The following is a 23,004-nucleotide window of genomic DNA, read 5'->3' on the forward strand; positions in this document are numbered from 1 at the left end:
CATTTTTAATTAACGTGGAGAAACGGTCACCTGACTTCCGTTGCTTGCCAGAACAACGCGCTGGCCTGCAGAGAAGCGAGTGCTGCCTTGTTTCTGTACAACCATGATCGTGCTGCCGTCGTCTTTACGAATTTCCAGCTCTACGCCCTGGGTTTTGTTCATCGCACCCTGAACGCCCTGGCCGGCTACGCCACCCGCAACGGCGCCTGCGGCTGTTGCCAGCGAGCGTCCTGTACCGCCACCGACGGTATTACCGAGGAAACCACCCAGAACGGCACCGCCGATTGCACCCATCACGTTGCTTTCATCACCACCCTGGATCTGTACAGGACGTGCGTTAACAACGGTACCGTAAGTCACGTTCTGAACCTGTTTCGCTTCAGAAGCGCTGTAAACGTCGCCAGAAAGTGAACTGTCATTCACACAGCCAGCCAGAGTTAAACCAATCAGCGAAACGCCCAGTACACGTAAAATCATTTGAATCTCCTGTTCACCAAAAACGCCCGATTGGGGGCATCCGTTATGGCTAAATTATATGGCATAAGGGGCCATAGTTCATATCTTTGCACTAACAATAAGAAAATTGTACTTGAATTTGACTTAACGAGACATAAACAGGAACCGCCCGTGTTACCCGTCTGACATTGTTAAAAAATATTATCGCCGGATGGCAAAGCTGCGCCGTTTATGGTTGAGTGGATATCCTTAGCCCACGCAACGTAAGGAAAGCGCATGAAATCGGGTCGCTACATTGGTGTGATGTCAGGCACCAGTCTGGATGGGGTAGATGTCGTTCTGGCCGCCATTGACGAAAACATGGTGGCGCAGCAGGCGAGCCTGACCTGGCCAATCCCCATTTCACTGAAAGAGGATATTCTGAGTATCTGTCAGGGGCAGCAGCTAACCCTCTCCCAGCTTGGACAGCTTGATGTTCGCCTGGGGGCGCTGTTTGCGGATGCGGTGCAGGCTTTGATGCAAAAAGAACATCTTCGCCCGCAGGATGTGGTGGCCATCGGGTGTCACGGACAAACGGTCTGGCATGAGCCCGGCGGCGATGCCCCGCATACCCTGCAAATCGGCGATAACAACCAGATTGTGGCGAAGACGGGCGTGACGGTAGTAGGCGATTTCCGTCGTCGCGATATCGCCCTTGGCGGGCAGGGCGCGCCGCTGGTACCTGCGTTCCATCAGGCATTACTGGCGCACCCTACAGAACGTCGCATGGTGCTCAACATTGGCGGGATTGCCAACCTGTCGATGCTCATTCCGGGGCTGCCCGTCCGCGGCTACGATACCGGCCCGGGCAATATGCTAATGGATGCCTGGATCTGGCGGCAGTGTGGTCAGCCGTATGATAAAAACGCGGAGTGGGCGAGCGGGGGGAAAGTGATTATTCCGCTGCTGCAGTCGATGCTAAGCGCCCCTTATTTTGCCCTGCCGGCCCCTAAGAGCACGGGGCGTGAATACTTCAACCTGGGCTGGCTTGAGCGTCAGCTGGCGCCATTCCCGGCGCTCGCGCCGCAGGATGTCCAGGCGACGCTTGCCGAGCTGACGGCCGTGTCGATCTCCGAACAGGTTCTGCTCAGCGGCGGATGTGAACGCCTGCTGGTGTGCGGCGGAGGAAGCCGCAACCCGCTGGTGATGGCGCGTCTTGCGGGGCTACTGCCGGGTACCGAAGTGACCACGACCGATGAGGCCGGTATCAGCGGGGATGATATGGAGGCGCTGGCCTTCGCCTGGCTTGCCTGGCGCACCATTGCCGGACTGCCGGGCAACTTGCCGTCGGTAACCGGTGCTCGTGAAGCGAGCGTCCTCGGGGCGATTTTCCCGGCCAATCCTCGTCATAATCAGAGTTAACTGAAATTCAGCGCGGCGCATCATCGTTAGAATGGAACGAAACAGGAGGGCAGCCATGCCCTCCAGGACCAGGAAAGTCTTCGGAATACGCCCATGAAAAAACTTCTTCTTATTGCCGCGCCTTTGTTGCTGTCAGGATGCAGCGTCTATAACCAGCTCCTTGAACGCATGCAGACCGATACGCTGGAGTATCGCTGCGACGAAAAACCGCTGACCGTGAAGCTGAATAACCCACGCCAGGAAGCCAGCTTTGTTTACGACAATAAACTGCTGACGCTGAAGCAGGGCATGTCGGCTTCCGGCGCGCGTTATACCGACGGTATCTACGTCTTCTGGTCAAAAGGCGAAAGCGCTACGGTCTACAAACGCGACCGCATTGTGCTGAACAATTGCCAGCTCGAAAATCCGAAGCGTTGAGATTTTTACAGGGGCGGCGCACAATAGCGCCACCCATTCTCAATGTCAGCTAACGCCATGTCAGATAACGACGAACTGCAGCAAATTGCGCATCTGCGCCGTGAATACACTAAAGGCGGCCTGCGTCGCCAGGATCTTCCCGCTGAACCCCTCGTGCTTTTCGAACGCTGGCTGAAACAGGCCTGCGAAGCGAAACTCGCCGATCCCACGGCCATGGTTGTCGCGACGGTGGATGAAAACGGCCAACCGTATCAGCGCATCGTATTGCTCAAGCATTATGACGAGAAAGGGCTGGTGTTCTATACCAACCTCGGCAGCCGCAAGGCGCACCATTTAGAAAACAATCCGCGTATCAGCCTGCTGTTCCCCTGGCACATGCTGGAACGTCAGGTAATGGTCACCGGCAAGGCGGAACGTCTCTCGACGCTGGAAGTGGTGAAGTATTTCCACAGCCGTCCTCGCGACAGCCAGATTGGCGCCTGGGTATCAAAACAGTCCAGCCGAATTTCTGCCCGCGGCGTTCTGGAAAGTAAATTCCTGGAGCTGAAACAGAAGTTCCAGCAGGGTGAAATTCCTCTGCCAAGTTTCTGGGGCGGGTTCCGCATCCCGATTGAGCAGATGGAGTTCTGGCAGGGGGGCGAACATCGCCTGCACGACCGCTTCTTATACCAGCGCGAGAATGGCGGCTGGAAAATCGACAGACTGGCACCGTAATCCCCGAAATTTGTTGATTTAAGCGCTAGCGCACACCGCGCTTGCGCTTTATTCTATGGTCCTTTCGCATCAGGCGAAAAGTCGTGTACCGGCAAAGGTGCAGTCGTTTATACATGGAGAATTTGATGGCAAGCAGTAACTTGATTAAACAATTGCAAGAGCGGGGCCTCGTGGCCCAGGTGACGGACGAGGAAGCGTTAGCAGAGCGACTGGCGCAAGGCCCGATCGCGCTCTATTGCGGCTTCGATCCCACCGCTGACAGCTTGCATTTGGGGCATCTTGTTCCATTGTTATGCCTGAAACGCTTCCAGATGGCGGGCCATAAGCCTGTTGCGCTGGTGGGCGGCGCGACCGGTCTGATTGGTGACCCAAGCTTTAAAGCCGCTGAGCGTAAACTGAATACCGAAGATACCGTGCAGGAGTGGGTGGATAAGATCCGCAAACAGGTTGCACCGTTCCTCGACTTCAACTGTGGTGATAACTCTGCCATTGCCGCGAACAACTACGACTGGTTTGGCAGCATGAACGTGCTGACCTTCCTGCGCGACATCGGCAAGCACTTCTCTGTTAACCAGATGATTAACAAAGAGGCCGTGAAGCAGCGTCTGAACCGCGACGACCAGGGTATCTCCTTTACCGAGTTCTCCTACAACCTGCTGCAGGGTTATGACTTTGCCTGCCTGAACAAGCTGCACGGCGTTTCCCTGCAGATTGGCGGTTCCGATCAGTGGGGTAACATCACCTCCGGTATCGACCTGACCCGTCGTCTGCACCAGAACCAGGTCTTCGGCCTGACCGTTCCGCTGATCACCAAAGCCGACGGCACCAAATTTGGTAAAACCGAAGGCGGCGCGGTATGGCTCGATCCGAAGAAAACCAGCCCGTACAAATTCTACCAGTTCTGGATCAACACGGCGGATGCCGATGTTTACCGCTTCCTGAAGTTCTTCACCTTTATGGACATCGAAGAGATCAACGCGCTGGAAGAAGAAGACAAGAACAGCGGTAAAGCGCCGCGCGCCCAGTACGTGCTGGCGGACGAAGTGACCAAACTGGTTCACGGTGAAGAAGGTCTGGCTGCGGCAAAACGCATTACCGCAAGCCTGTTCAACGGTACCCTGAGCGATCTGAGTGAAGCGGACTTCGAACAGCTGGCGCAGGACGGCGTGCCGATGGTTGAGATGGAAAAAGGGGCTGACCTGATGCAGGCGCTGGTGGACTCTGAGCTCCAGCCTTCGCGCGGTCAGGCGCGTAAAACTATCGCCTCTAACGCTATCACCATCAACGGTGAGAAACAGGCCGACCCGGAATACACCTTCGTTGACGGTGACCGTCTGTATGGTCGCTACACGCTGCTGCGTCGCGGTAAGAAAAACTACTGCCTTGTCTGCTGGAAATAAATAACAGTCTCCAGGGGCGTGGGAAACCACGCCCCTTTTGTTTTTTCAGGGTTTGGTAAGAAAAAAATGAAGAACATCCTCGCCATTCAGTCCCACGTTGTTTTTGGACACGCCGGCAATAGCGCCGCGGAATTCCCGATGCGTCGCCTCGGCGTCAACGTCTGGCCCCTTAATACCGTGCAGTTCTCTAACCACACGCAATACGGCAAATGGACCGGCTGCGTAATGCCGCCTTCGCACCTCACCGAGGTTGTGCAGGGGATTGCCGATATCGACCAGCTCAAACGCTGTGACGCCGTGCTGAGCGGCTACCTCGGCTCAGCGGAGCAGGGGGAGCATATCCTCGGCATCGTACGCCGGGTGAAAGCCGCAAACCCGTCGGCAAAATACTTCTGCGACCCCGTTATGGGCCACCCGGAGAAAGGCTGCATCGTGGCACCAGGCGTAGCAGAGTTTCACGTCCGCCACGCGCTGCCCGCCAGCGATATCATCGCGCCAAACCTGGTCGAACTCGAAATTCTCTGCGAGCGTCCGGTTAACAGCGTTGAAGAGGCGGTAAGCGCGTCTCGTGAGCTGATCGCTCAGGGGCCTGAGGTGGTGCTGGTAAAACATCTCGCCCGCGCAGGGTTGAGCCAGGACCGTTTTGAGATGCTTCTGGTGACGAAAGATGACGCCTGGCATATTAGCCGTCCGCTGGTGGATTTCGGCCTGCGCCAGCCTGTTGGGGTCGGGGATGTCACCAGCGGTCTGCTGCTGGTGAAATTACTGCAGGGGGCGACGATGCGCGACGCGCTGGAGCACGTTACCGCGGCGGTGTACGAAATCATGATTGCGACGAAACAGATGCAGGAATATGAACTGCAGGTGGTTGCGGCACAGGATCGTATCGCGAAGCCGGAGCACTATTTCAGCGCAACCCGGTTATAACCGGCCAAAACGTGCAGGCCGGGTGAGCGTTAGCGCCACCCGGCAACACAGGCCGCTCGGTTAGTTCAACCCTTCCGCTTTCAGCGCCGCAGCCACCGCAGGACGCTCTGCCATGCGTTTCATATACGATGCGATATGGTCTAACCCTTCCAGGTTCAGCTTAACCGCGCGCGCCCAGCGCAGCACGGTAAACAGATACGCATCGGCAATCGTGAAGCGCGAACCACAAATCCACTGTTCGTCTTTCAGCGATTCGTTAACGTACTGCAGCTTTTTCTCAAGAAGCGCACGCAGGGTCGGTTTGAACTCCTCTGGCGTATCCGGGCGAAACAACGGCGTAAATCCTTTGTGCAGTTCGGTCGCAATGTAGTTCAGCCATTCCAGCGTCTTATAACGAGAAATGGTACTGACCGGAGCCAGCAGCTGGCGATCGGGTACGCTATCTGCCAGGAACTGCATAATCGCGACGCCTTCGGTCAGCAGAGTACCGTCATCCAGCAAGAGAGCCGGAACTTGTCCCTTGGGGTTAATAGCAAGAAAATCGTCGCCATTTTCCAGACGCTTTTTCATCAGATCAACGCCATCCAGCGTGAAATCTTTGCCGCTCTCGCGCAGGGTGATATGGGAAGCAAGAGAGCACGCGCCCGGTTTGTAGAACAGTTTCATCGGTAACTCCTTTTTGCTGAGGTTTCAGCTATGTTAGTGCGCCAACGGACAAAAAAAAAGCCGCTAATCTGCATTAGCGGCTCGTCGTTTCTCAATAATCTTACGCGGTAGCGGTTTTGGTCGCTTCAGCCGTCTTGTCGTCGTCCTGAGTCATACGATTCAGTTTCGGCGCGGTCAGCAGCATCAGAACGGCAATAACCGCAGTCGCGATACCAATCTGCATGAACACAGTGCCGTACACGTTCAGGGAAAGCAGTGGGTCAGTCACGTTTTCCGGAACCGCCATCAGGTTAGCAATCTTACCTGCGATGATTGCCGCACCCGCAGTGGTCAGGAACCAGCTACCCATGATGAAGCCCATCAGACGCTGTGGCACCAGCTGTGCAACCATCGCCAGGCCCAGACCGGAGATCATCAGTTCGCCGATAGACTGCAGCGCGTAGCTCAGGATCAGCCAGTTAACGGACACGATACCGGCGTCGGTGGCAAATTTGGTACCCAGCGGCAGCACCAGGAAGGCGCAAGAACACAGCACCATGCCCACGGCGAACTTGTGCGGCATTGGCAGACGGTCGCCCATCTTGTTATAGATAGCGGCCAGAATCGGGGAACCAATCATGATCCAGAACGGGTTCAGCGCCTGGAACTGCTCAGGTTCGAACGCGATACCGAGGATTGAATGCTCAACGTTACGGATAGCGAAGAAGTTCAGGGAAGTTGGCATCTGGCTATACAGCACGAAGAAGATAATCGCTTCCAGCATCAGAATGAACGCCACAATCATCTTACGACGGGCAGCGCCCTGCATGGCGAAGGCTTCTTTCGCAAAGATGACCACGATACCCAGCGCAACCACGCCCAGAACGGCACGGGCGATACCCTGGTTGTGCAGCAGCCAGGTGGCGATTGCCGCGAGGACAACAACGCCCACGATGGTAGCCAGCAGTTTGCCCATATGCACAGGCTCGAAGTCAGGTTTTGAACCGTAGTCTTTAACCCAGCTGCGGCAGAACAGGAAGTTCACCACGGTGATCAGCATGCCCACGAAGCTCAGCGCAAACGCCACGCTCCAGCCGAACTTCGCCGCGAGCCATGGGGTTGCCAGCATCGAGAAGAACGAACCGATGTTGATGGACATGTAGTACATGGTAAATGCACCGTCTAGGCGCGGATCGTCTTTGTTGTAGCAGGTAGAAAGCAGGGAGGACGGGTTCGCTTTGAACAGACCGTTACCGACGGCAATCGTCGCCATACCCATATAAACGACAGCGGCATCATGCCCTGACCATGCAACCAGACCATAGCCAATCGCCAGGACAATGGCGCCCAGCATGATGACGCGTTTAGTTCCGAGGACTTTATCACCCAGCCAGCCGCCAATAGCGACCAGACCGTACACCAGAGCACTGAAGGAAGAGAACAGCGTGATGGAATCGGCTTCGGACATACCCAGCTGTTTTACCAGGTAAACCGCCATGATCCCTTGCAGGCCGTAATAGCCAAAACGCTCCCATAACTCGATAGAGAAAATGAGATAGAACGCTTTAGGCTGTTTAAAAGCGTTGAGACTCACGCTTTCATCTGTTGGTTTATTGTTTGCAGTAGACACATATACCTCTTTTTTTACATCCCATATTAACGGGGGTGTTCATAGCGTGATGGCCGTAGTCCATACGCCTTATAGTTATATTGGGAGGAGAAACGGCGGGTAATGTTCACTATCCTGCCCCATCTGGCAATACGTTTGTAATAATCTGTTACATATATCTGAAGTGGTATAATCGTCGGTTCATATAAATGTTATTCAGCGTTAAATTTCATACGATGATTAAAGGTAGTTTTTTCGACTGGCAGTAACCCACTTCGACCGGTCTTTGGCGATATGTTCTGCTATTTGCCGCTTAGCGCAGTGATATAGCCCATATTCTGAAAAATAGCTGGTCTTATCTTCGGTGATGGAGGGGGAGTATCTTGCCAGGCAAAGGGTTTAGGCGGATTTTGACAACAAAAATTCAACATGAAGTTATCAGGGTGATCGCGATCACAGATGTATAGAAATTTTTGGCTATGAAAAAAGTATTAACCTGTTTGAGCGTTAAACAACCGAACAAGTGACAGGTTGGAGGAGGCGAAAGACGGACAAATAACGGCCAAAAGAAGGGCGCCTGGTAGCCCTTCTTTTGGTAAGGGATTGTGACGATCAGGGATACACTTTTTCTTTGTATTCGCAGAGATCTTCAATAATGCAGGAGCCGCAGCGAGGCTTACGGGCAATGCAGGTATAGCGACCGTGCAGAATCAGCCAGTGATGGCAATCAACCTTAAATTCGGCCGGAACCACCTTTAACAGCTTCTCTTCGACCTGCTCAACATTTTTCCCCGGCGCGAAGTTAGTCCGGTTAGACACGCGGAAAATATGCGTATCCACGGCGATGGTCGGCCAGCCAAACGCGGTGTTGAGCACCACGTTCGCAGTCTTACGCCCCACGCCCGGTAAGGCTTCCAGCGCGGCGCGATCTTCCGGTACTTCACCCCCGTGCTGTTCCAGCAGGATCCGGCAGGTCTTAATGACATTTTCGGCTTTGCTGTTAAACAGGCCGATGGTTTTGATATAGGACTTCACGCCTTCTACGCCCAGTTCCAGCATGGCTTTCGGCGTATTGGCGACCGGATAGAGCAGGGCAGTGGCTTTATTGACGCTCACATCGGTCGCCTGCGCGGAGAGCAACACGGCGATCAGCAGCTCAAACGGGGAGGTAAAATTCAGCTCCGTCGTCGGATGCGGGTTCTCGTCCCGCAGACGGGTCAGGATCGCAATGCGCTTTTCTTTATTCATGAAGCCTTCTCGGGTGTCCCTTCAAGAACGCTACGCTCAGCCGCACGGCGCTTACGTTTCTCATCAATCAGGTATTTTATCGCCAGCATCATGCCAAGGCCAATAAACGCACCAGGGGGCAGCATTGCCAGCAGGAATGGCGTATCGGTGTGGAACACTTCAACGCGCAGCGCTTTGGCCCAGCCGCCCAGCAGCGCATCTGCGCCGTCAAACAGCGTACCGTTACCGAGGATCTCGCGCAGCGAGCCCAGCACGAACATGGCGCAGGTGGCGCCCATTCCAATGGAAAAACCATCCAGCGCCGACATGGCGGGGCTGTTTTTCACCGCGAACGCTTCCGCACGGCCAACGACGATACAGTTGGTGACGATCAGGGGAATAAAGATCCCGAGCGACTGGTACAGGCCAAACGCGTAGGCGTTAATCAGCATCTGGACGATACTGACCACCGACGCAATGATCATGACGTAAATCGGAATACGAATTTCCGACGGTGTCCAGCGGCGCAGGGCGGAGATGGAGAGGTTGGTCAGGGTCAGCACCAGCGTGGTTGCCAGGCCCAGACCGAGCGCGTTGGTGGCGGTGGACGTTACCGCCAGCAGTGGACACATCCCCAGAAGCTGCACCAGAGCGGAGTTGTTCTTCCACAATCCCTGGACAATAACCTCTTTAACCTGGCTCATGATTACTCCTCACAGGCCGGAAGATTGTTGATTTGCGCGGGCAGCGTTTCGGCATACAGCCCGGCTCGTTTTACGGCGTTCACCACGGCGCGCGGCGTGATGGTCGCGCCGGTGAACTGGTCGAACTCGCCGCCGTCTTTCTTCACCGCAAATGCGGTATCCCCTTCGCCATGGATAACTTTACCGGCGAAGTGCAAAATCCAGTCGCTCAGACGGGTTTCAATTTTATCGCCCAGGCCCGGCGTTTCATGATGCTGCGTCACGCGGGTACCCAGTATTGTGCCGGAGAAATCGCTGCCGACAAGCAGCTGAATGGCGCCGGAATAGCCGTCGGGCGCCGTCGCTTCCATCACCGCGCCTACCGGTTTATCCCCTTTGCGGGCAATAAAGAGGCGGTGCGGGCCTTTCCCAAGCTGCGGCGCGTCTACCACAAAGCAGCTCTTTTGCAGGTCATTATCGTAGAAATCTGACGGGATCACCTGATCGAACAGCGCCTTTTGCTGCTTTGAAGCCTGCTCTTCGATGGTCGTTTTGGTTAACGCATTCACCAGTGCCGTCAGCCCCGTCAGGACCGCGGCGAAGACAGCCAGCGTGACGCCGTGTTTTTGCATCGTTTTTAACATGGCGAAACCCTTAGCGATGGCCGTACACACGCGGGCGCGTGTAATAGTCGATGAGCGGAACGGTAATGTTGGCGAGCAGGACGGCAAACGCAACGCCGTCCGGGTAACCGCCAAAGCTGCGGATCAGCCATACCAGCAGGCCCGCCAGCGCGCCGAAGATCAGGCGGCCGCGGTTAGTCGTTGACGCCGTGACCGGGTCCGTCAGGATAAAGAAGGCACCTAACATGGTCGCACCGGAGAGCAAATGCATCTGCGGGCTGGCGAGTGATTCAGGAGAGAAGACCCATCCCAGCGTCGCGCAAACCGTCAGCGTCACGAGGAAGCTGACCGGAATATGCCAGCGAATGGCTTTCTGCTGCAGCAGGAACAGGCCGCCCAGCAGATACGCCAGGTTGACCCACTGCCAGCCTGCACCCGCCAGCATGCCGCTGTAAATCGCGGATTTCATGATCTGCTCAACGCTGTGCCCGGCATGCAAGGACGTTTTAAAGGTATCGAGAGGCGTCGCCTGACTGATGCCGTCCACGCCCATGCGCAGCGCGTTCATATCAGCCCCGAGCGCCGTATGGCCGGTAAAGATCACGTGCAGGGCATCCATAAAGCCCGGAACCGTGGCGGCAATCTCGTGCGGCGGCAGCCAGCTGGTCATCTGCACCGGGAAGGAGATCAGCAGCACCACGTAGCCAATCATCGCCGGGTTAAACGGGTTATGGCCGAGCCCGCCGTACAGCTGTTTGGCAATGATCACGGCAAACACGGTACCAAGAACCACCATCCACCATGGGGCGAAAGGCGGGATACTGATGGCCAGCAGCAGGCCGGTCAGCAGCGCGGAGTTGTCGGCAAGAATGCGTGAAACCGCCATCTTACGCAATTTCAGGACGAGTGCTTCCGCCGCGACGGCGCTGGCGCAGCCCAGGGCTATCTGGAACAGGGTTCCCCAGCCGAAAAACCAGCACTGAACGGCAATGCCCGGCAGCGCGGCCAGGCAGACCAGCATCATAATGCGCGATGTCTGCCGCTGGTTGTGGGTGTAGGGGGAACTTGCGATTCTGAAAACCATTTAATCCTCGTTTACGGCTTGCTGTGCGGCTTTCTTCGCCTGAACGCGCGCAATGGCGGCGGCGACGGCGGCCTTGCGCGGGTCATCGTTGGCGGCCTGCGGCTGCTCTTCCTGTTGCGCCGCCTTACGGGCTTTGGCGCGGGCAATCGCCGCTTCGACGGCCGCTTTGCGCGGGTCGACCGGTGGTGCTTCTGCTTCTGATACTGCCGCTGGTGCCTGCTGCGCAGCCTTACGGGCTTTGGCCCGGGCAATTGCCGCTTCGACGGCCGCTTTGCGCGGATCGACCGCATCCTGCTCGATGACCACGCTTTGCTCACCCGACTTACGGGCTTTGGCCCGGGCAATTGCCGCTTCGACGGCCGCTTTGCGCGGATCGACCGCATCCTGCTCGATGACCACGCTTTGCTCACCCGACTTGCGGGCTTTGGCGCGCGCAATCGCCGCTTCAACGGCCGCTTTACGCGGGTCGACCTCAGTATCTGCCTGAACCGTTTGCGCTTTTTCCGCCTGACGCGCGCGAGCCGCAGCCTTTCGCGCTTCGCGGGCGGCAATCGCTTCGCTGTTATCCGGTTTTTCCCCGGCCTGGATCACCACCGTCTGGGCGGCATCGGCTTTTTTCTCGCGAACGCGAGCCAGTGCGGCGTTGATCGCGTCCTGATCTTTCCCGGCAGGCTGAACGGCGGCCTGCTTGTGGCGTTCCTGACGGGCGATTTTTTCGCGCTCCAGTCGCGCCTGACGCGCTTCGAAACGTGCCTTGGCTTCCGCGGCGCGTTTTTCTTCCATGGAAATGGCATAAATCTCGGCCTTCTCCTGGCGGAAGTATTGCACCAGCGGAATGTTGCTTGGGCAGACCCAGGCGCAGGCACCGCATTCAATGCAATCGGCCAGGTTATGGGATTTTGCCTTGTCGTGCAGCTGGCCTTTGCTGTACCAGTACAGCTGCTGCGGGAGGAGATCCGCCGGGCAGGCATCGGCACAGGCGCTGCAGCGGATGCAACCTTTCTCTTCCTGTTCTTCACCCATTTCGGTTGGGGAAGGGGCGAGCAGACAGTTCGTGATTTTCACTACCGGAACGTCCAGCCACGGCAGGGTAAAGCCCATCAGCGGGCCGCCCATGATCACCATCTGGTCGCTGGCCGGGCAAAATTCAGCCTGTTCCAGCAGATGGCGCACCGGCGTACCCAGACGCGCCCAGACGTTGCCCGGACGGGAAACCGACTCGCCGGTCAGCGTCACCACGCGCTCGGTCAACGGCTCGCCGTCAATCACCGCGCGTTTCACCGCATAGGCGGTGCCGACGTTTTGCATCAGCACGCCAATATCCGAAGAGCGTCCGCCGTGCGGCACCTGCTTGCCGGTGAGAATTTGCGTCAGCTGTTTTGCGCCGCCAGAAGGGTACTTGGTCGGGATAACGCGCAGGCTAATATCATGACTGCCCGCCAGCACGGCGCGCAGCATCGAGATGGCCTGCGGCTTATTGTCTTCGATACCAATCAGCACTTCCCGCGGCTTCAGAATATGCGCCAGGATGCGGATGCCTTCCACCACCTGAGCGGCGCAATCCTGCATCAGACGATCGTCTGCGGTGATATACGGCTCGCACTCGGCGGCATTGATAATCAACGTCTGGATGTTATCGCCACCGCCGCGCAGCTTGACGCCGGTCGGGAAGCCCGCACCGCCCAGCCCGGCGACGCCGAACTGATGAATTCGCTCGATAAGCGCTTCGCGGCTGTGGGCGCGGTAATCGCTCCAGCCGTCACGGTCAATCCAGCGGTCTTCGCCGTCGGCTTCAATGATCACGCTCAGCTCCGACAGCGCGGATGGATGAGCCACCGTATGAGGGGCAATCGCCACCACTTTACCGGAGGTGGGGGCGTGTATCGGCAGCATGCGTCCACGGCCAAAGGTTAGCGGCTGACCGCGAAGAACCGTATCGCCTTCTTTCACGCACAGCTCGCCCTCAGCGCCAATATGCTGCTTGAGCGGCATGACGTAACGCGTCGCCAGCGGAATTTGACGCAGCGGCGTGCCGTTGGACTGGGTTTTCATTTCCGGTGGATGAATACCACCGTCAAAGTCCCAAATCTTCTCTTTTCTGAAAGCAGAAAATAACTTAAGCATGTTGTTCCACAGGAATGATGCGAACCGGAATGGTTTGAAGATCCCACTTCCAGCTTTCGGTAGTCGTTTCAACCGGGCGCAGCTCGATACATTGCGTCGGACAGGGGGCCACGCAGAGGTTACAGCCGGTGCACAGATCCGCCACAACGGTGTGCATGGCGCGGGTGGCGCCAACAATGGCGTCAACCGGGCAGGCCTGAATACATTTGGTACAGCCGATGCAGTTTGCCTCGTCGATCACGGCGAGGGCGCGAACCGGTTCCTGCACCTCCGCATCGCCATCAACGGGCTGCGGATCGACGTTGAGCAGGGCCGCAATTTTCAGCATCACCGCTTCGCCGCCGGGGGCGCAGCGGTTAATTTTTTCACCCTGAATGCCTACCGCTTCAGCGTAGGGACGGCAGCCCGGGTAGCCGCACTGCCCGCACTGGCTTTGCGGCAAAAGCTCATCAATTTTTTCAACAACGGGATCGTCCTCTACCGCGAAACGGCGGGAGGCGTAACCCAGGATAAGGCCAAACACCAACCCCAGGACGCTGATAGAGGCGATGGCAATCCAGATAGCATTCATTACAACTTCACCAGACCACTAAAGCCCATAAAGGCCAGAGACATTAAACCCGCGGTCACCAGCGCAATCGCGTTACCGCGGAAGGGAGCAGGGATATCCGCTGCCGCCAGACGCTCGCGAATCGACGCGAACAGGACCATAACAAATGAGAAACCGACGGCGGCGGAAAAACCGTACAGCGCCGACTGCATGAAGTTATGACCAAGGTTGATGTTCAGCAGCGCAACGCCGAGAACGGCGCAGTTGGTGGTGATCAGCGGCAGGAAGATACCCAGCAGGCGATAGAGGGCCGGGCTGGTTTTACGCACCACCATTTCAGTAAATTGCACAACAACCGCAATGACCAGAATAAAAGCCAGCGTACGAAGGTAGATTAACCCCAGCGGGATGAGGATCCAGGTATCAATCAACCACGCGCAGATGGACGCCATCGTCATGACGAAGGTCGTCGCCAGCCCCATGCCCATCGCCGTTTCCAGCTTTTTGGACACGCCCATAAACGGGCACAGGCCAAGGAACTTCACCAGAACGAAGTTGTTAACCAGCACGGTGCCGACAAAGAGCAGTAAGTAATCGGTCATTATTTAGCCTGAAATAAAAAAGCCGCCTATTATCGGACAAACCCACGCAGGCGACAACAGGTTATCTGTAAGGTTATTACGGGTTCACGAAGGTGTTTTTCACCCGCGTCGAACGCTTGAAATAGGGGACCAGAAGCGCGGCGGCCAGTAACGGGAAAAGCAGCTGACGAACGGCCAGAGCGTCTGATACGGGCGAAAAAGCAAACGCTTTCACCGCCAGCAGAACCGAAATCAGCAGCCAGATAATGTAGTGTTTAGGTACACTTTTGCGGCGCTTAAAGAAGGCGATGGTCAACCACAGGGTGTAGTACCACATTCCAATCGCGAAAACGAACGACACAAACCACATCGCAATATTCAGCACGCTTTGCGACATCAGGGTCTGGATGGCGTGAGGGGTAATCAGTGCGGTGGTATACAGCAGCAGCGCAAGCGATGCGCTTAATAAGGCAACCAGCAGCCATGCCAGTGGGGCGATTAACCAGCCTCCAATGCGATCTCCAGGCGTTGCGGTCATGAACTCTCCCATAATCTGCGCGAAATGTTGTACAGCCAGTTTGCAGGGCGGAGAGTATATAACATTTCGCGCGGATGGCTACTTTCTTATAAAACGTAACGCCATACGGACTTAGGCACTTCACCCACGTTGAACAAACGACCTCCGGAAACCAGCTCCGCACGGCGATGGTCAGCGGCGCGATACATATTAATGATGTCCTGATTATCCGACAGGGTGTAGTTCAGATGGTCAAACAGTTTTTCCAGGCTCTCAAGCGAATTGATCTTGCGAAATTTTAATAAATAGTCCTGAACTGTCATATTAATAAGTTTCCATATAAAAGTGAGTAATACCAGTTAAGGTAATTCGTTCGAATAATAAACGGATTAATAAAGACGTAAACAGCCCACTCAGGTAACGCGACGAAATTAGGAGTTTTCTTTGCTGAAATTCAGGCATCAGACGATGCCTGGAAGAGAAGGTTAACCGTGTTCACCAGGGCTGGCAATAAGTAACTGACATATTATGTCACTCTTTATTGCAGTAACCGGTTACTTAGGTTGGGCGACTGTGACAGGCTCCGGCGGCTGGTAGTTATCGATATGGCTGGCAACACCCAGCAAAATGACCGAAACCCCAAGGACAATCCATCCCGCTAATTCAATGATTCGATTAATAATTGACGTCATGATTCGTAGTTGTACTTTATCCATAAATACATGTCGCAAATGTTACAGCGACGTTTCCCCGACGGCAAGCGCTTTGGGAACGGTTCCCTTAAACAAAATCAGTGGGTTAATACTATGTAACAAAAACAACCCGTACAACCTGCTATTTTAAGTCATATGGCACATTATTAATCTGTGGTAATGCCAGGCTAGCCAGTGTGAAATAAGAACGTCATAAAAGAGGACGGCACTATGAGTGATAATATCCGCGTTGGGCTTATCGGATACGGGTATGCAAGCAAAACGTTTCATGCGCCTCTGATAGCCGGAACGCCCGGGATGACCCTGGCTGCGGTATCCAGCAGCGATGCCGCTAAAGTCCATGCCGACTGGCCTTCCGTGCCGGTTGTCTCTGAGCCAAAACACCTTTTCAACGATCCGAATATTGATTTAATCGTTATCCCCACCCCGAACGACACCCACTTCCCGCTGGCAAAGGCCGCGCTGGAGGCTGGTAAGCACGTGGTGATCGATAAGCCTTTTACCGTCACGCTGTCTCAGGCTCGCGAGCTGGATGCGCTGGCAAAGAGTCTGGGCAGGCTGCTGTCGGTGTTTCATAACCGCCGCTGGGACAGCGACTTTCTGACGGTAAAAAGGCTTCTCAGTGAAGGCACGCTAGGGGAGATCCTCTTTTTTGAATCGCACTTTGACCGCTTCCGTCCGCAGGTACGAAACCGCTGGCGCGAGCAGGCCGGTCCGGGCAGCGGCATCTGGTACGATTTAGCCCCGCATCTGCTGGACCAGGCGGTCAATCTTTTTGGTCTGCCGGTGAGCATGACGGTCGATCTGGCCCAGCTCCGGCCCGGAGCGCAGACGACCGATTACTTCCACGCGGTGCTAAGCTACCCGCAGCGGCGGATTGTGCTGCACGGCACGATGGTCGCGGCCGCGGAATCGGCCCGCTACATTATTCACGGCACGCGCGGGAGCTACGTGAAGTATGGCCTCGATCCGCAGGAGGACCGGCTGAAAAGCGGAGAACGGTTGCCGCAGGAAGACTGGGGCTATGATATGCGCGACGGCGTGATAACGCGGGTGGAAGGTGAGGAACTGGTAGAGGAGACCTTGCTGACGATCCCGGGCAACTATCCGGCCTATTATGCGGGCATCCGCGATGCGCTGAACGGCACGGGCGAAAATCCGGTTCCGGCCAGCCAGGCGATTCAGATTATGGAGCTGATTGAGTTGGGTATTGAATCTGCCAAACATCGCGCCACGCTCTGTCTGGCATAATTTTTTAATATTTTGTCGGCCGGGTAAGCGTCAGCGCCACCCGGCAACGGTGTTAACCGCGAGCCACTTTATCTTTAAGCGCCTGCTTCTCTTCAGGCGTCAGGAAGGCGATCTCCAGCCCGTTGATCTGTGCCTGTCGGATCTGCTCGCGGCTCAGACCCGCCTGCGGTGCGGCGATGTTGTATTCGTGGATGATATCCACGCCCTGGACCGCCGGATCGTCAGTGTTCAGCGAGGCCAGCACGCCGTGCTCAAGGAACGTTTTCAGCGGATGCTGCGCCAGCGTTGCCACGGTGCTGGTCTGAATGTTAGACGTCAGGCACGACTCAATCCCGATACGCTGCTCCGCCAGGAAATCCATCAGGGCGCGATCTTCTACCGCCTTCACGCCGTGACCGATACGCTCGGCGCCAAGCTCGCGGATGGCCTGCCAGATGCTTTCTGGGCCAGCCGCTTCACCCGCATGCACGGTAATGTGCCAGCCGGCATCGCGCGCGCGGTTGAAGTGGGAGAGGAACAGACTGCCCGGGAAGCCCAGCTCGTCACCGGCGAGGTCGACGGCGGTGATGGCATCGCGATGGGCCAGCAGCGCTTCCAGCTCCTGCAGGCAGGCGGCTTCACCGAACGTACGGCTCATAATGCCAATCAGACGGGCCTGAACGTCGAAGGTTTTACATCCTTCGCGCACGCCTTCAATCACGGCTTCCACCACGCCTGCAACGGGCAGGCTGTGGGTCATCGCCATATAGCCCGGCGAGAAGCGCAGCTCGACGTAATGCAGGCCGTTACGGGCCGCATCTTCAATGTTCTCAAACGCCACGCGGCGGCAGGCATCCAGCGAGGCCAGCATCTTCACGCCCCAGTCGAGTTTGCTCAGGAAGCTGACCAGATCCGGTTCACTGGAGGTCACCTGTACGTGAGGGATCAGCGACTCAAGCGTCTGCGCAGGAAGCGATAAATTGAACTGGCGGCCAAGATCGAGGATGGTTTGGGCACGAATGTTACCGTCAAGGTGACGATGAATATCAGTTAAAGGCAGGCGTGTATCAATCATGGTCGCACTCTTTTCTGGTTAAAGTGCGCCATATTATAAAAACAAAACGGGGTAAAAAGCTATTTGCGCAAGGGAATATTCCGTTGCGCAAATCGATTAAAGGAGCGTGTTAATACCGGCAATGAGGCGTTGCACCCCTTGTTCAAGCTTGCTGCGCGGACAGCCGGCGTTCAGGCGAACAAAACCGTTTCCCTCTTTGCCGTAGGTATATCCCGGCATGATGGCGACCTTTTGCTGCTCGATCAGCACTTTTTGCAGCGCCCGGTCGTCAATATTCAGCGGGCGCAGGTCAATCCAGGCCAGATAGGTCGCTTCCGGCGGCTGCCAGTTCAGCTTCGGAAAGGCGCGGTTTACTTCCCTTGCGATATACAACAGATTCTCTTCCAGATAACCCCGCAGGGCATCCAGCCACAGCGCTCCCTGCTGATAGGCGGCGATATGCGCCGTTAGCGCCAGCACGGAAGGGGAAGAGAGCCCGTCCCGGCCTTTTAGCGCGCTGAGGTAGCCGTTACGGCTCGCGTCATCGCCGATCAGGCCGTAAGCGCCCGTCAATGCCGGAATATTAAAGCTTTTCGAGCCGGAGGTGAGAAGCGCCCATTTACCGCGCGCCACCGCGCTCCACGGCGTGTGACGATGCTCTCCCCACACCATATCCATATGGATTTCATCACTGATAACCGCCACGTCATAGCGTGCGGACAGCTCCGCCATCTGCGTCAGCTCATCCCGCGTCCAGACCTTGCCGGTTGGGTTTTGCGGGCTGCACAGCAGTAAAATCTTGTTTTCAGGTTTCGCCAGCGCCGCTTCCAGCGCCGCCATATTTCCCTGCCAGCCTGCGGCATGCTTTTCCATCTCCACGGGCACCACATGACGCGCATTCCCTTCAATAGCTTTGTAAAACGCGTCGTATGCCGGGGTGTGAACCACCACACCGTCGCCGGGGTGTGACCAGAGACGAATCAGCTCTGACACCATGTAAATAACGGAAGGACCATAAACGACGGTTTCCGTATCAATCGTGCTGTTAAAGCGCTGCTGGAACCAGTGCGCGACGGCGGCGAGAAACTCATCGTTCTTCCAGCGGCTGTAGCCCAGCACGCCGTGACTGATGCGCTGATGCAGCGCGTCGGTAATGCAGGGCGCGGTGGCGAAATCCATATCCGAGATGGTGAAGGGCAGCAGGTCGGCCGCGCCAAAACGGTCGGCGACGTAGTCCCACTGCGTACACCAGGTGCCGTGTCGATCCACGACGGTAGAGAAATCAAACATGACGTTAATCCTTAAAGTAAAACCCCCTCATGAGAGGGGGCTGAGGCATCAGGCTTCTACTGTTCGCATCAGGGTTGCCAGCTCATCCTTCACTGACTGGACCTGCGGGCCGATAACCACCTGCAAATTGTGCTTATTTAACTGTACCACGCCGATGGCCCGGTTGGCTTTCAGGGCGTTGGTATCCACTTTTGACATATCCGCCACCGACAGACGCAGGCGGGTAATGCAGTTATCGAGAGAGGTGATGTTATCCGCACCGCCCAGCGCCGCCAGAATGGCCGGTGTGTTGTAGCCAGACTTGCCCACGGTCCCGGCAACCGCCTGTTCAACGCTGCTTGCCGTTTCAACATCGCGGCCAGGGGTTTTCAGGTTAAAGCGGGTGATGGCGAAGCGGAAGATGCCGTAGTACACCGCGAACCAGATAGCCGCCACGACCGGCACCAGGTACCACTTGGTGGACAGGCCGTGCAGGATGCCGAACACCACGAAGTCAATGACGTTGCCGTCGGTGTTGCCGATGGTCACGCCCAGCACCGCCATCACGGTAAAGCCCAGACCGGTCAGCACCGCGTGGATGAGGTACAGCACCGGTGCGACGAACAGGAACAGGAATTCGATTGGCTCGGTGGTACCGCCCACGACGCAGGCGATCACGCCGGAAATGAGCAGGCCTTTAATTTTATGACGATTTTCCGGGCGCGCGCAGTGGTACATCGCCAGCGCGGCACCCGGCAGGCCGCCGAGGAACGCAGGCATTTTACCCTGGGACAGGAAGCGGGTGGCGCTTTCGGAGAAGCCGTGGGTGGTCGGGCAGCTCAGCTGCGCCTGGAAGATGGTCAGCGCGCCGCTCACGTCGTGACCGCACACCTCCATCGTACCGCCCGCTTCGGTGAAGCGAATCAGGGCCACCAGAATATGCTGCAGGCCAAATGGCAGAAGCAGACGCTCGCCGGTGCCGAAGATCATCGGACCGAAATCTCCCGCGCCGTTGATGATGCGGCCAATGCCGTTGATGCCCATCGCAAAGACCGGCCAGATCAGCGGAATGATTAAACCGAACAGACCCATCACGACCAGGGTAACAATTGGCACAAAGCGGGTACCGCCGAAGAAGGCCAGGGCATCCGGCAGGCGGATATTGTGGAAGCGCTCGTGCAGCATCCAGATAATCACACCCGCGATCACTGCCCCGAGGATCCCGGTATCAATAGACTGGATACCGATCACGCTCTGAATGTTGTTGGCTTTCAGCACGGCGGCGTCGGTGGTCGGCAGAATGCCTTTCGCGGTCAGCCAGAAGTTAACCGCCAGGTTCATCACGGCGTAGCCAACAAAACCGGCAAACGCCGCGACGCCTTTATTTTCGCGCGCCAGGCCCAGCGGGATAGCGATACAGAACATGACGGGCAGGAAGCTAAACGCAAAGGAGCCGACTTTACTCATCCAGATGAAGATCGCCTGCAGCACCGGGGTACCGAGGAACGGGATCAGCGTGATGACGTCTTTACTGCTCAGCGAGCTGCCGATCCCGAGCATGATCCCGCAGAACGAGAGGAGTGCCACAGGCAGCATAAAGGTTTTACCCAGTTGCTGGAAAAATTCCCACAGCGATATTTTTTGTGCTGCTTTCGCCGTCATAAAACGACTCCTTTATTGTTAAAATCAGTTTGTCTGTTTCAATGCTGCGAGAAGATAAAACGTTTTATCAAAGTTTAGTGCGCGCTAAATCACATTCTCAGGCTTTGACTGGTAGTATAAAGATAACGTATTGATAAAACGTTTTACCGATCTCATTTCAGGGAGTCACGCCGACACATGGCTGTAGCGAAAAAAATCACCATCAACGATGTCGCGCTGGCGGCGGGCGTTTCCGTCAGCACCGTTTCTCTGGTGCTGAGCGGAAAAGGGCGCATCTCTCCTGCGACCGGTCAGCGGGTGAACGAGGCGGTTGAGCAGCTGGGTTTTGTGCGTAACCGTCAGGCGTCGGCGCTGCGCGGCGGGCAAAGCGGAGTGATTGGCCTCATTGTTCGCGACCTGACGTCACCTTTCTATGCGGAGCTGACCGCCGGGTTAACCGAAGCGCTTGAAGCGCAGGGGCGGATGGTCTTTCTTCTGCACGGCGGTCGCGAGGCCGATCAGCTTCTCTCCCGGCTCGATATGCTGCTGAACCAGGGTGTTGACGGGGTGATCGTCGCCGGAGCGTCTGGCGTGGGCAGCGAGCTGTGCGAGCGCGCCGCCGAAAAAGGCGTGCCGCTGGTGTTTGCTTCGCGCGCCAGCTACCTGGACGAGGCCGATACGCTGCGCCCTGATAACATGCAGGCCGCGCAAATGTTGACCGAGCATCTTATTCGTCGCGGGCATCAGCGCATTGCCTGGCTGGGTGGGAAAAGCTCGTCCCTGACCCGCGCCGAGCGGGTCGGCGGATACTGCGCGACGCTGATTAAATACGGCCTGCCGTTCCACAGCGAATGGGTCGTGGAGTGTGAATCCAGCCAGAAGAAAGCGGCGGAAGCGATAGGCGCGCTGCTGCGCAGCAGTCCGACGATCAGCGCCGTGATTTGCTACAACGATGTGATTGCCATGGGCGCCTGGTTTGGCCTGATCCGCGCCGGGCGTCAGAGCGGCGAGGGCGGGGTGGAAACCTTCTTCGGCCACCAGGTGGCGCTCGGGGCGTTCGCCGACGTCGGTGAAAATGCGCTAGACGATCTACCGATCGTCTGGGCTACCACCCCTGCGCGGGAGATGGGCTACACGCTGGCGGACAGGATCATGCAGCGCATCGACAATACGGACGTTCAGGCCGGGCACCAGATTGTGTCGGCGCGGCTGGTGACGGTGAAATGATATCAGGTGGGCTGCGTTAGCGGATTGAGCAACAGTTCGGCTTCCAGCGCTTCCACAAACTTTCGTACTTTTGCCGGGATCAGCCGGGAGGTCGGGTAAACCGCCCAAACGGCCAGCGATTCCGGCTGAGCGTCCTCCAGGACGATCCGCACGAGTTTACCCTCTCTGAACGCCGACTCTACGTACCAGCGGGATAAATTGGCGATCCCCAACCCTCCCAGGCAGGCTTCGAAAATTGCCTCAATAGAGTTCGCGGTGAATCGGCCCGACACCTTTTGTTTGTAGCGCTGTTCGCCCTGTTCGAATGACCAGTGGACGGTATCTGACGTGGTCAGACAGCTGTGTCCCGCCAGATCGTTAAACGATTTTGGATAGCCATTCGCGGCAAGATACGTCGCGCTGGCGCAGAGATCGCGAGGGTTGTGACACAGGCGATGGGCAACCAGCCGGTTATCGCGCAGCGGCGCAATGCGTAACGCCACGTCTATGCCTTTTCCGACAATATCAACCTGTTCGTCGGTGGCGAGTAAATCGACCTGCAGGGCGGGATGTTGCTGCATGAACCGGGTCAGCATGGGAGCAACGATCTTACGGCCAAACCCCGCTGAGGCGGTAATGCGCAGACGTCCGGAAAGATGCGTCCCCTCGGGAAACAGATCGGCCAGCGCGTTATTTTTATCTTCCAGCAACGCCTGCGCATGGGGCAAAAAAACGGCCCCATCGCTGGTGGGTGAGAGGGAACGCGTGGTGCGGTGCACCAGCCTGACCCCCAGTTCAGCCTCAAGATTATTAAGAGACCGTGATGCCGCCATGGCGCTCACAGAGAGCCGACGCGCGGCGCCCGCCAGGCTACCCGCCTTGACGGCTTCGACAAACACTTCAACATCTTCCAGCTTCATTGTATCGATTTTC

The 23,004-nt window shown here is 56.7% G+C and carries 24 protein-coding genes; 7 read left to right on the forward strand and 17 right to left on the reverse strand.

The genetic code is table 11. The annotated features are described in order from the left end of the window. Positions 1-9 precede the first annotated feature (9 nt). Complete coding sequence (gene slyB, locus DFO52_RS11090; RefSeq protein WP_023311367.1) at positions 10-477, reverse strand: outer membrane lipoprotein SlyB; 468 nt, start codon at positions 475-477, stop codon at positions 10-12. A 255-nt stretch (positions 478-732) separates the two neighbouring features. On the opposite strand from slyB, the gene anmK reads away from it, so the two are divergent. The 5 genes from anmK (at position 733) to pdxY (ending at position 5,315) form a co-directional block, all read left to right on the forward strand. Then, positions 733-1,857, forward strand: coding sequence for an anhydro-N-acetylmuramic acid kinase (gene anmK / locus DFO52_RS11095; RefSeq protein ID WP_133550375.1), 1,125 nt, complete (start codon positions 733-735; stop codon positions 1,855-1,857). A 93-nt stretch (positions 1,858-1,950) separates the two neighbouring features. Next, positions 1,951-2,274, forward strand: a complete 324-nt coding sequence (gene mliC, locus DFO52_RS11100) for a C-type lysozyme inhibitor (protein ID WP_059346604.1) — start codon at positions 1,951-1,953, stop codon at positions 2,272-2,274. A gap of 57 nt (positions 2,275-2,331) precedes the next feature. Continuing rightward, entirely contained in the window at positions 2,332-2,988 is a 657-nt protein-coding gene (gene pdxH / locus DFO52_RS11105) for a pyridoxamine 5'-phosphate oxidase (protein ID WP_024909355.1), read from the forward strand. 125 nt (positions 2,989-3,113) lie between these two features. Further along, positions 3,114-4,388, forward strand: a complete 1,275-nt coding sequence (gene tyrS / locus DFO52_RS11110; RefSeq protein ID WP_047648003.1) for a tyrosine--tRNA ligase — start codon at positions 3,114-3,116, stop codon at positions 4,386-4,388. A 66-nt stretch (positions 4,389-4,454) separates the two neighbouring features. After that, positions 4,455-5,315, forward strand: coding sequence for a pyridoxal kinase PdxY (pdxY, locus tag DFO52_RS11115; RefSeq protein WP_133550376.1), 861 nt, complete (start codon positions 4,455-4,457; stop codon positions 5,313-5,315). 60 nt (positions 5,316-5,375) lie between these two features. On the opposite strand, the gene gstA is transcribed toward pdxY, so the two are convergent. From gstA to blr, 12 genes are all read right to left on the reverse strand, one after another. Continuing rightward, complete coding sequence (gene gstA, locus DFO52_RS11120) at positions 5,376-5,981, reverse strand: glutathione transferase GstA (RefSeq protein ID WP_029740317.1); 606 nt, start codon at positions 5,979-5,981, stop codon at positions 5,376-5,378. A gap of 100 nt (positions 5,982-6,081) precedes the next feature. Continuing rightward, positions 6,082-7,590 (reverse strand): dipeptide/tripeptide permease DtpA, encoded by a 1,509-nt coding sequence (dtpA, locus tag DFO52_RS11125; protein ID WP_032657721.1) that lies wholly within the window; start codon positions 7,588-7,590, stop codon positions 6,082-6,084. A 591-nt stretch (positions 7,591-8,181) separates the two neighbouring features. Next, positions 8,182-8,817: an endonuclease III gene (gene nth, locus DFO52_RS11130; protein ID WP_008500570.1), complete on the reverse strand. Its 636-nt coding sequence runs from the start codon at positions 8,815-8,817 to the stop codon at positions 8,182-8,184. Beyond that, a complete protein-coding gene (locus DFO52_RS11135; RefSeq protein WP_023617347.1) occupies positions 8,814-9,500 on the reverse strand; it encodes an electron transport complex subunit E in 687 nt (228 codons plus the stop codon). The genes nth and DFO52_RS11135 overlap by 4 nt, the downstream gene beginning before the upstream one ends. A gap of 2 nt (positions 9,501-9,502) precedes the next feature. Further along, complete coding sequence (gene rsxG / locus DFO52_RS11140; protein WP_029740313.1) at positions 9,503-10,123, reverse strand: electron transport complex subunit RsxG; 621 nt, start codon at positions 10,121-10,123, stop codon at positions 9,503-9,505. Between the two features lie 10 nt (positions 10,124-10,133). Then, the gene (gene rsxD / locus DFO52_RS11145) at positions 10,134-11,186 is read right to left on the reverse strand and encodes an electron transport complex subunit RsxD (protein WP_047648002.1); all 1,053 of its coding nucleotides are present in this window, start codon (positions 11,184-11,186) and stop codon (positions 10,134-10,136) included. Next, a complete protein-coding gene (gene rsxC, locus DFO52_RS11150; protein WP_133550377.1) occupies positions 11,187-13,310 on the reverse strand; it encodes an electron transport complex subunit RsxC in 2,124 nt (707 codons plus the stop codon). Then, complete coding sequence (rsxB, locus tag DFO52_RS11155) at positions 13,303-13,881, reverse strand: electron transport complex subunit RsxB (protein ID WP_023311378.1); 579 nt, start codon at positions 13,879-13,881, stop codon at positions 13,303-13,305. Before rsxB ends, rsxC begins: the two co-directional genes overlap by 8 nt. Further along, positions 13,881-14,462 (reverse strand): electron transport complex subunit RsxA, encoded by a 582-nt coding sequence (rsxA, locus tag DFO52_RS11160; RefSeq protein ID WP_014883581.1) that lies wholly within the window; start codon positions 14,460-14,462, stop codon positions 13,881-13,883. The genes rsxB and rsxA overlap by 1 nt, the downstream gene beginning before the upstream one ends. 76 nt (positions 14,463-14,538) lie before the next feature. Continuing rightward, complete coding sequence (locus tag DFO52_RS11165; protein ID WP_029740310.1) at positions 14,539-14,979, reverse strand: DUF2569 domain-containing protein; 441 nt, start codon at positions 14,977-14,979, stop codon at positions 14,539-14,541. Positions 14,980-15,065: 86 nt separating this feature from the next. Continuing rightward, a complete protein-coding gene (ydgT, locus tag DFO52_RS11170) occupies positions 15,066-15,281 on the reverse strand; it encodes a transcription modulator YdgT (protein ID WP_013096896.1) in 216 nt (71 codons plus the stop codon). A gap of 231 nt (positions 15,282-15,512) precedes the next feature. Next, positions 15,513-15,638, reverse strand: coding sequence for a division septum protein Blr (gene blr / locus DFO52_RS11175; protein WP_168112406.1), 126 nt, complete (start codon positions 15,636-15,638; stop codon positions 15,513-15,515). A gap of 243 nt (positions 15,639-15,881) precedes the next feature. Between blr and DFO52_RS11180 the strand changes: the two genes are divergently transcribed. Next, complete coding sequence (locus tag DFO52_RS11180; protein ID WP_133550378.1) at positions 15,882-16,922, forward strand: oxidoreductase; 1,041 nt, start codon at positions 15,882-15,884, stop codon at positions 16,920-16,922. Between the two features lie 52 nt (positions 16,923-16,974). Here DFO52_RS11180 and add read toward each other — a convergent pair whose 3' ends face one another. The 3 genes from add to malX all read right to left on the reverse strand — a co-directional run bounded on the left by add (position 16,975) and on the right by malX (position 20,886). Continuing rightward, positions 16,975-17,976, reverse strand: coding sequence for an adenosine deaminase (gene add / locus DFO52_RS11185; protein ID WP_029740308.1), 1,002 nt, complete (start codon positions 17,974-17,976; stop codon positions 16,975-16,977). A gap of 96 nt (positions 17,977-18,072) precedes the next feature. After that, the gene (locus DFO52_RS11190; protein ID WP_133550379.1) at positions 18,073-19,245 is read right to left on the reverse strand and encodes a MalY/PatB family protein; all 1,173 of its coding nucleotides are present in this window, start codon (positions 19,243-19,245) and stop codon (positions 18,073-18,075) included. Between the two features lie 48 nt (positions 19,246-19,293). Next, on the reverse strand, positions 19,294-20,886 hold the full coding sequence (gene malX / locus DFO52_RS11195; protein WP_133550380.1) for a maltose/glucose-specific PTS transporter subunit IIBC: 1,593 nt from the start codon (positions 20,884-20,886) through the stop codon (positions 19,294-19,296). 177 nt (positions 20,887-21,063) lie between these two features. On the opposite strand from malX, the gene DFO52_RS11200 reads away from it, so the two are divergent. Next, a complete protein-coding gene (locus DFO52_RS11200) occupies positions 21,064-22,092 on the forward strand; it encodes a Mal regulon transcriptional regulator MalI (protein WP_133550381.1) in 1,029 nt (342 codons plus the stop codon). Between the two features lie 2 nt (positions 22,093-22,094). Here the strand turns inward: DFO52_RS11200 and DFO52_RS11205 are convergent, their stop codons facing one another. Continuing rightward, a complete protein-coding gene (locus tag DFO52_RS11205) occupies positions 22,095-22,991 on the reverse strand; it encodes a LysR family transcriptional regulator (protein WP_133550382.1) in 897 nt (298 codons plus the stop codon). Between the last annotated feature and the right edge of the window lie 13 nt (positions 22,992-23,004).

It is taken from the genome of Enterobacter sp. AG326 (assembly GCF_004362415.1).
In the GTDB taxonomy this organism is placed as follows: Bacteria; Pseudomonadota; Gammaproteobacteria; order Enterobacterales; family Enterobacteriaceae; genus Enterobacter; species Enterobacter asburiae.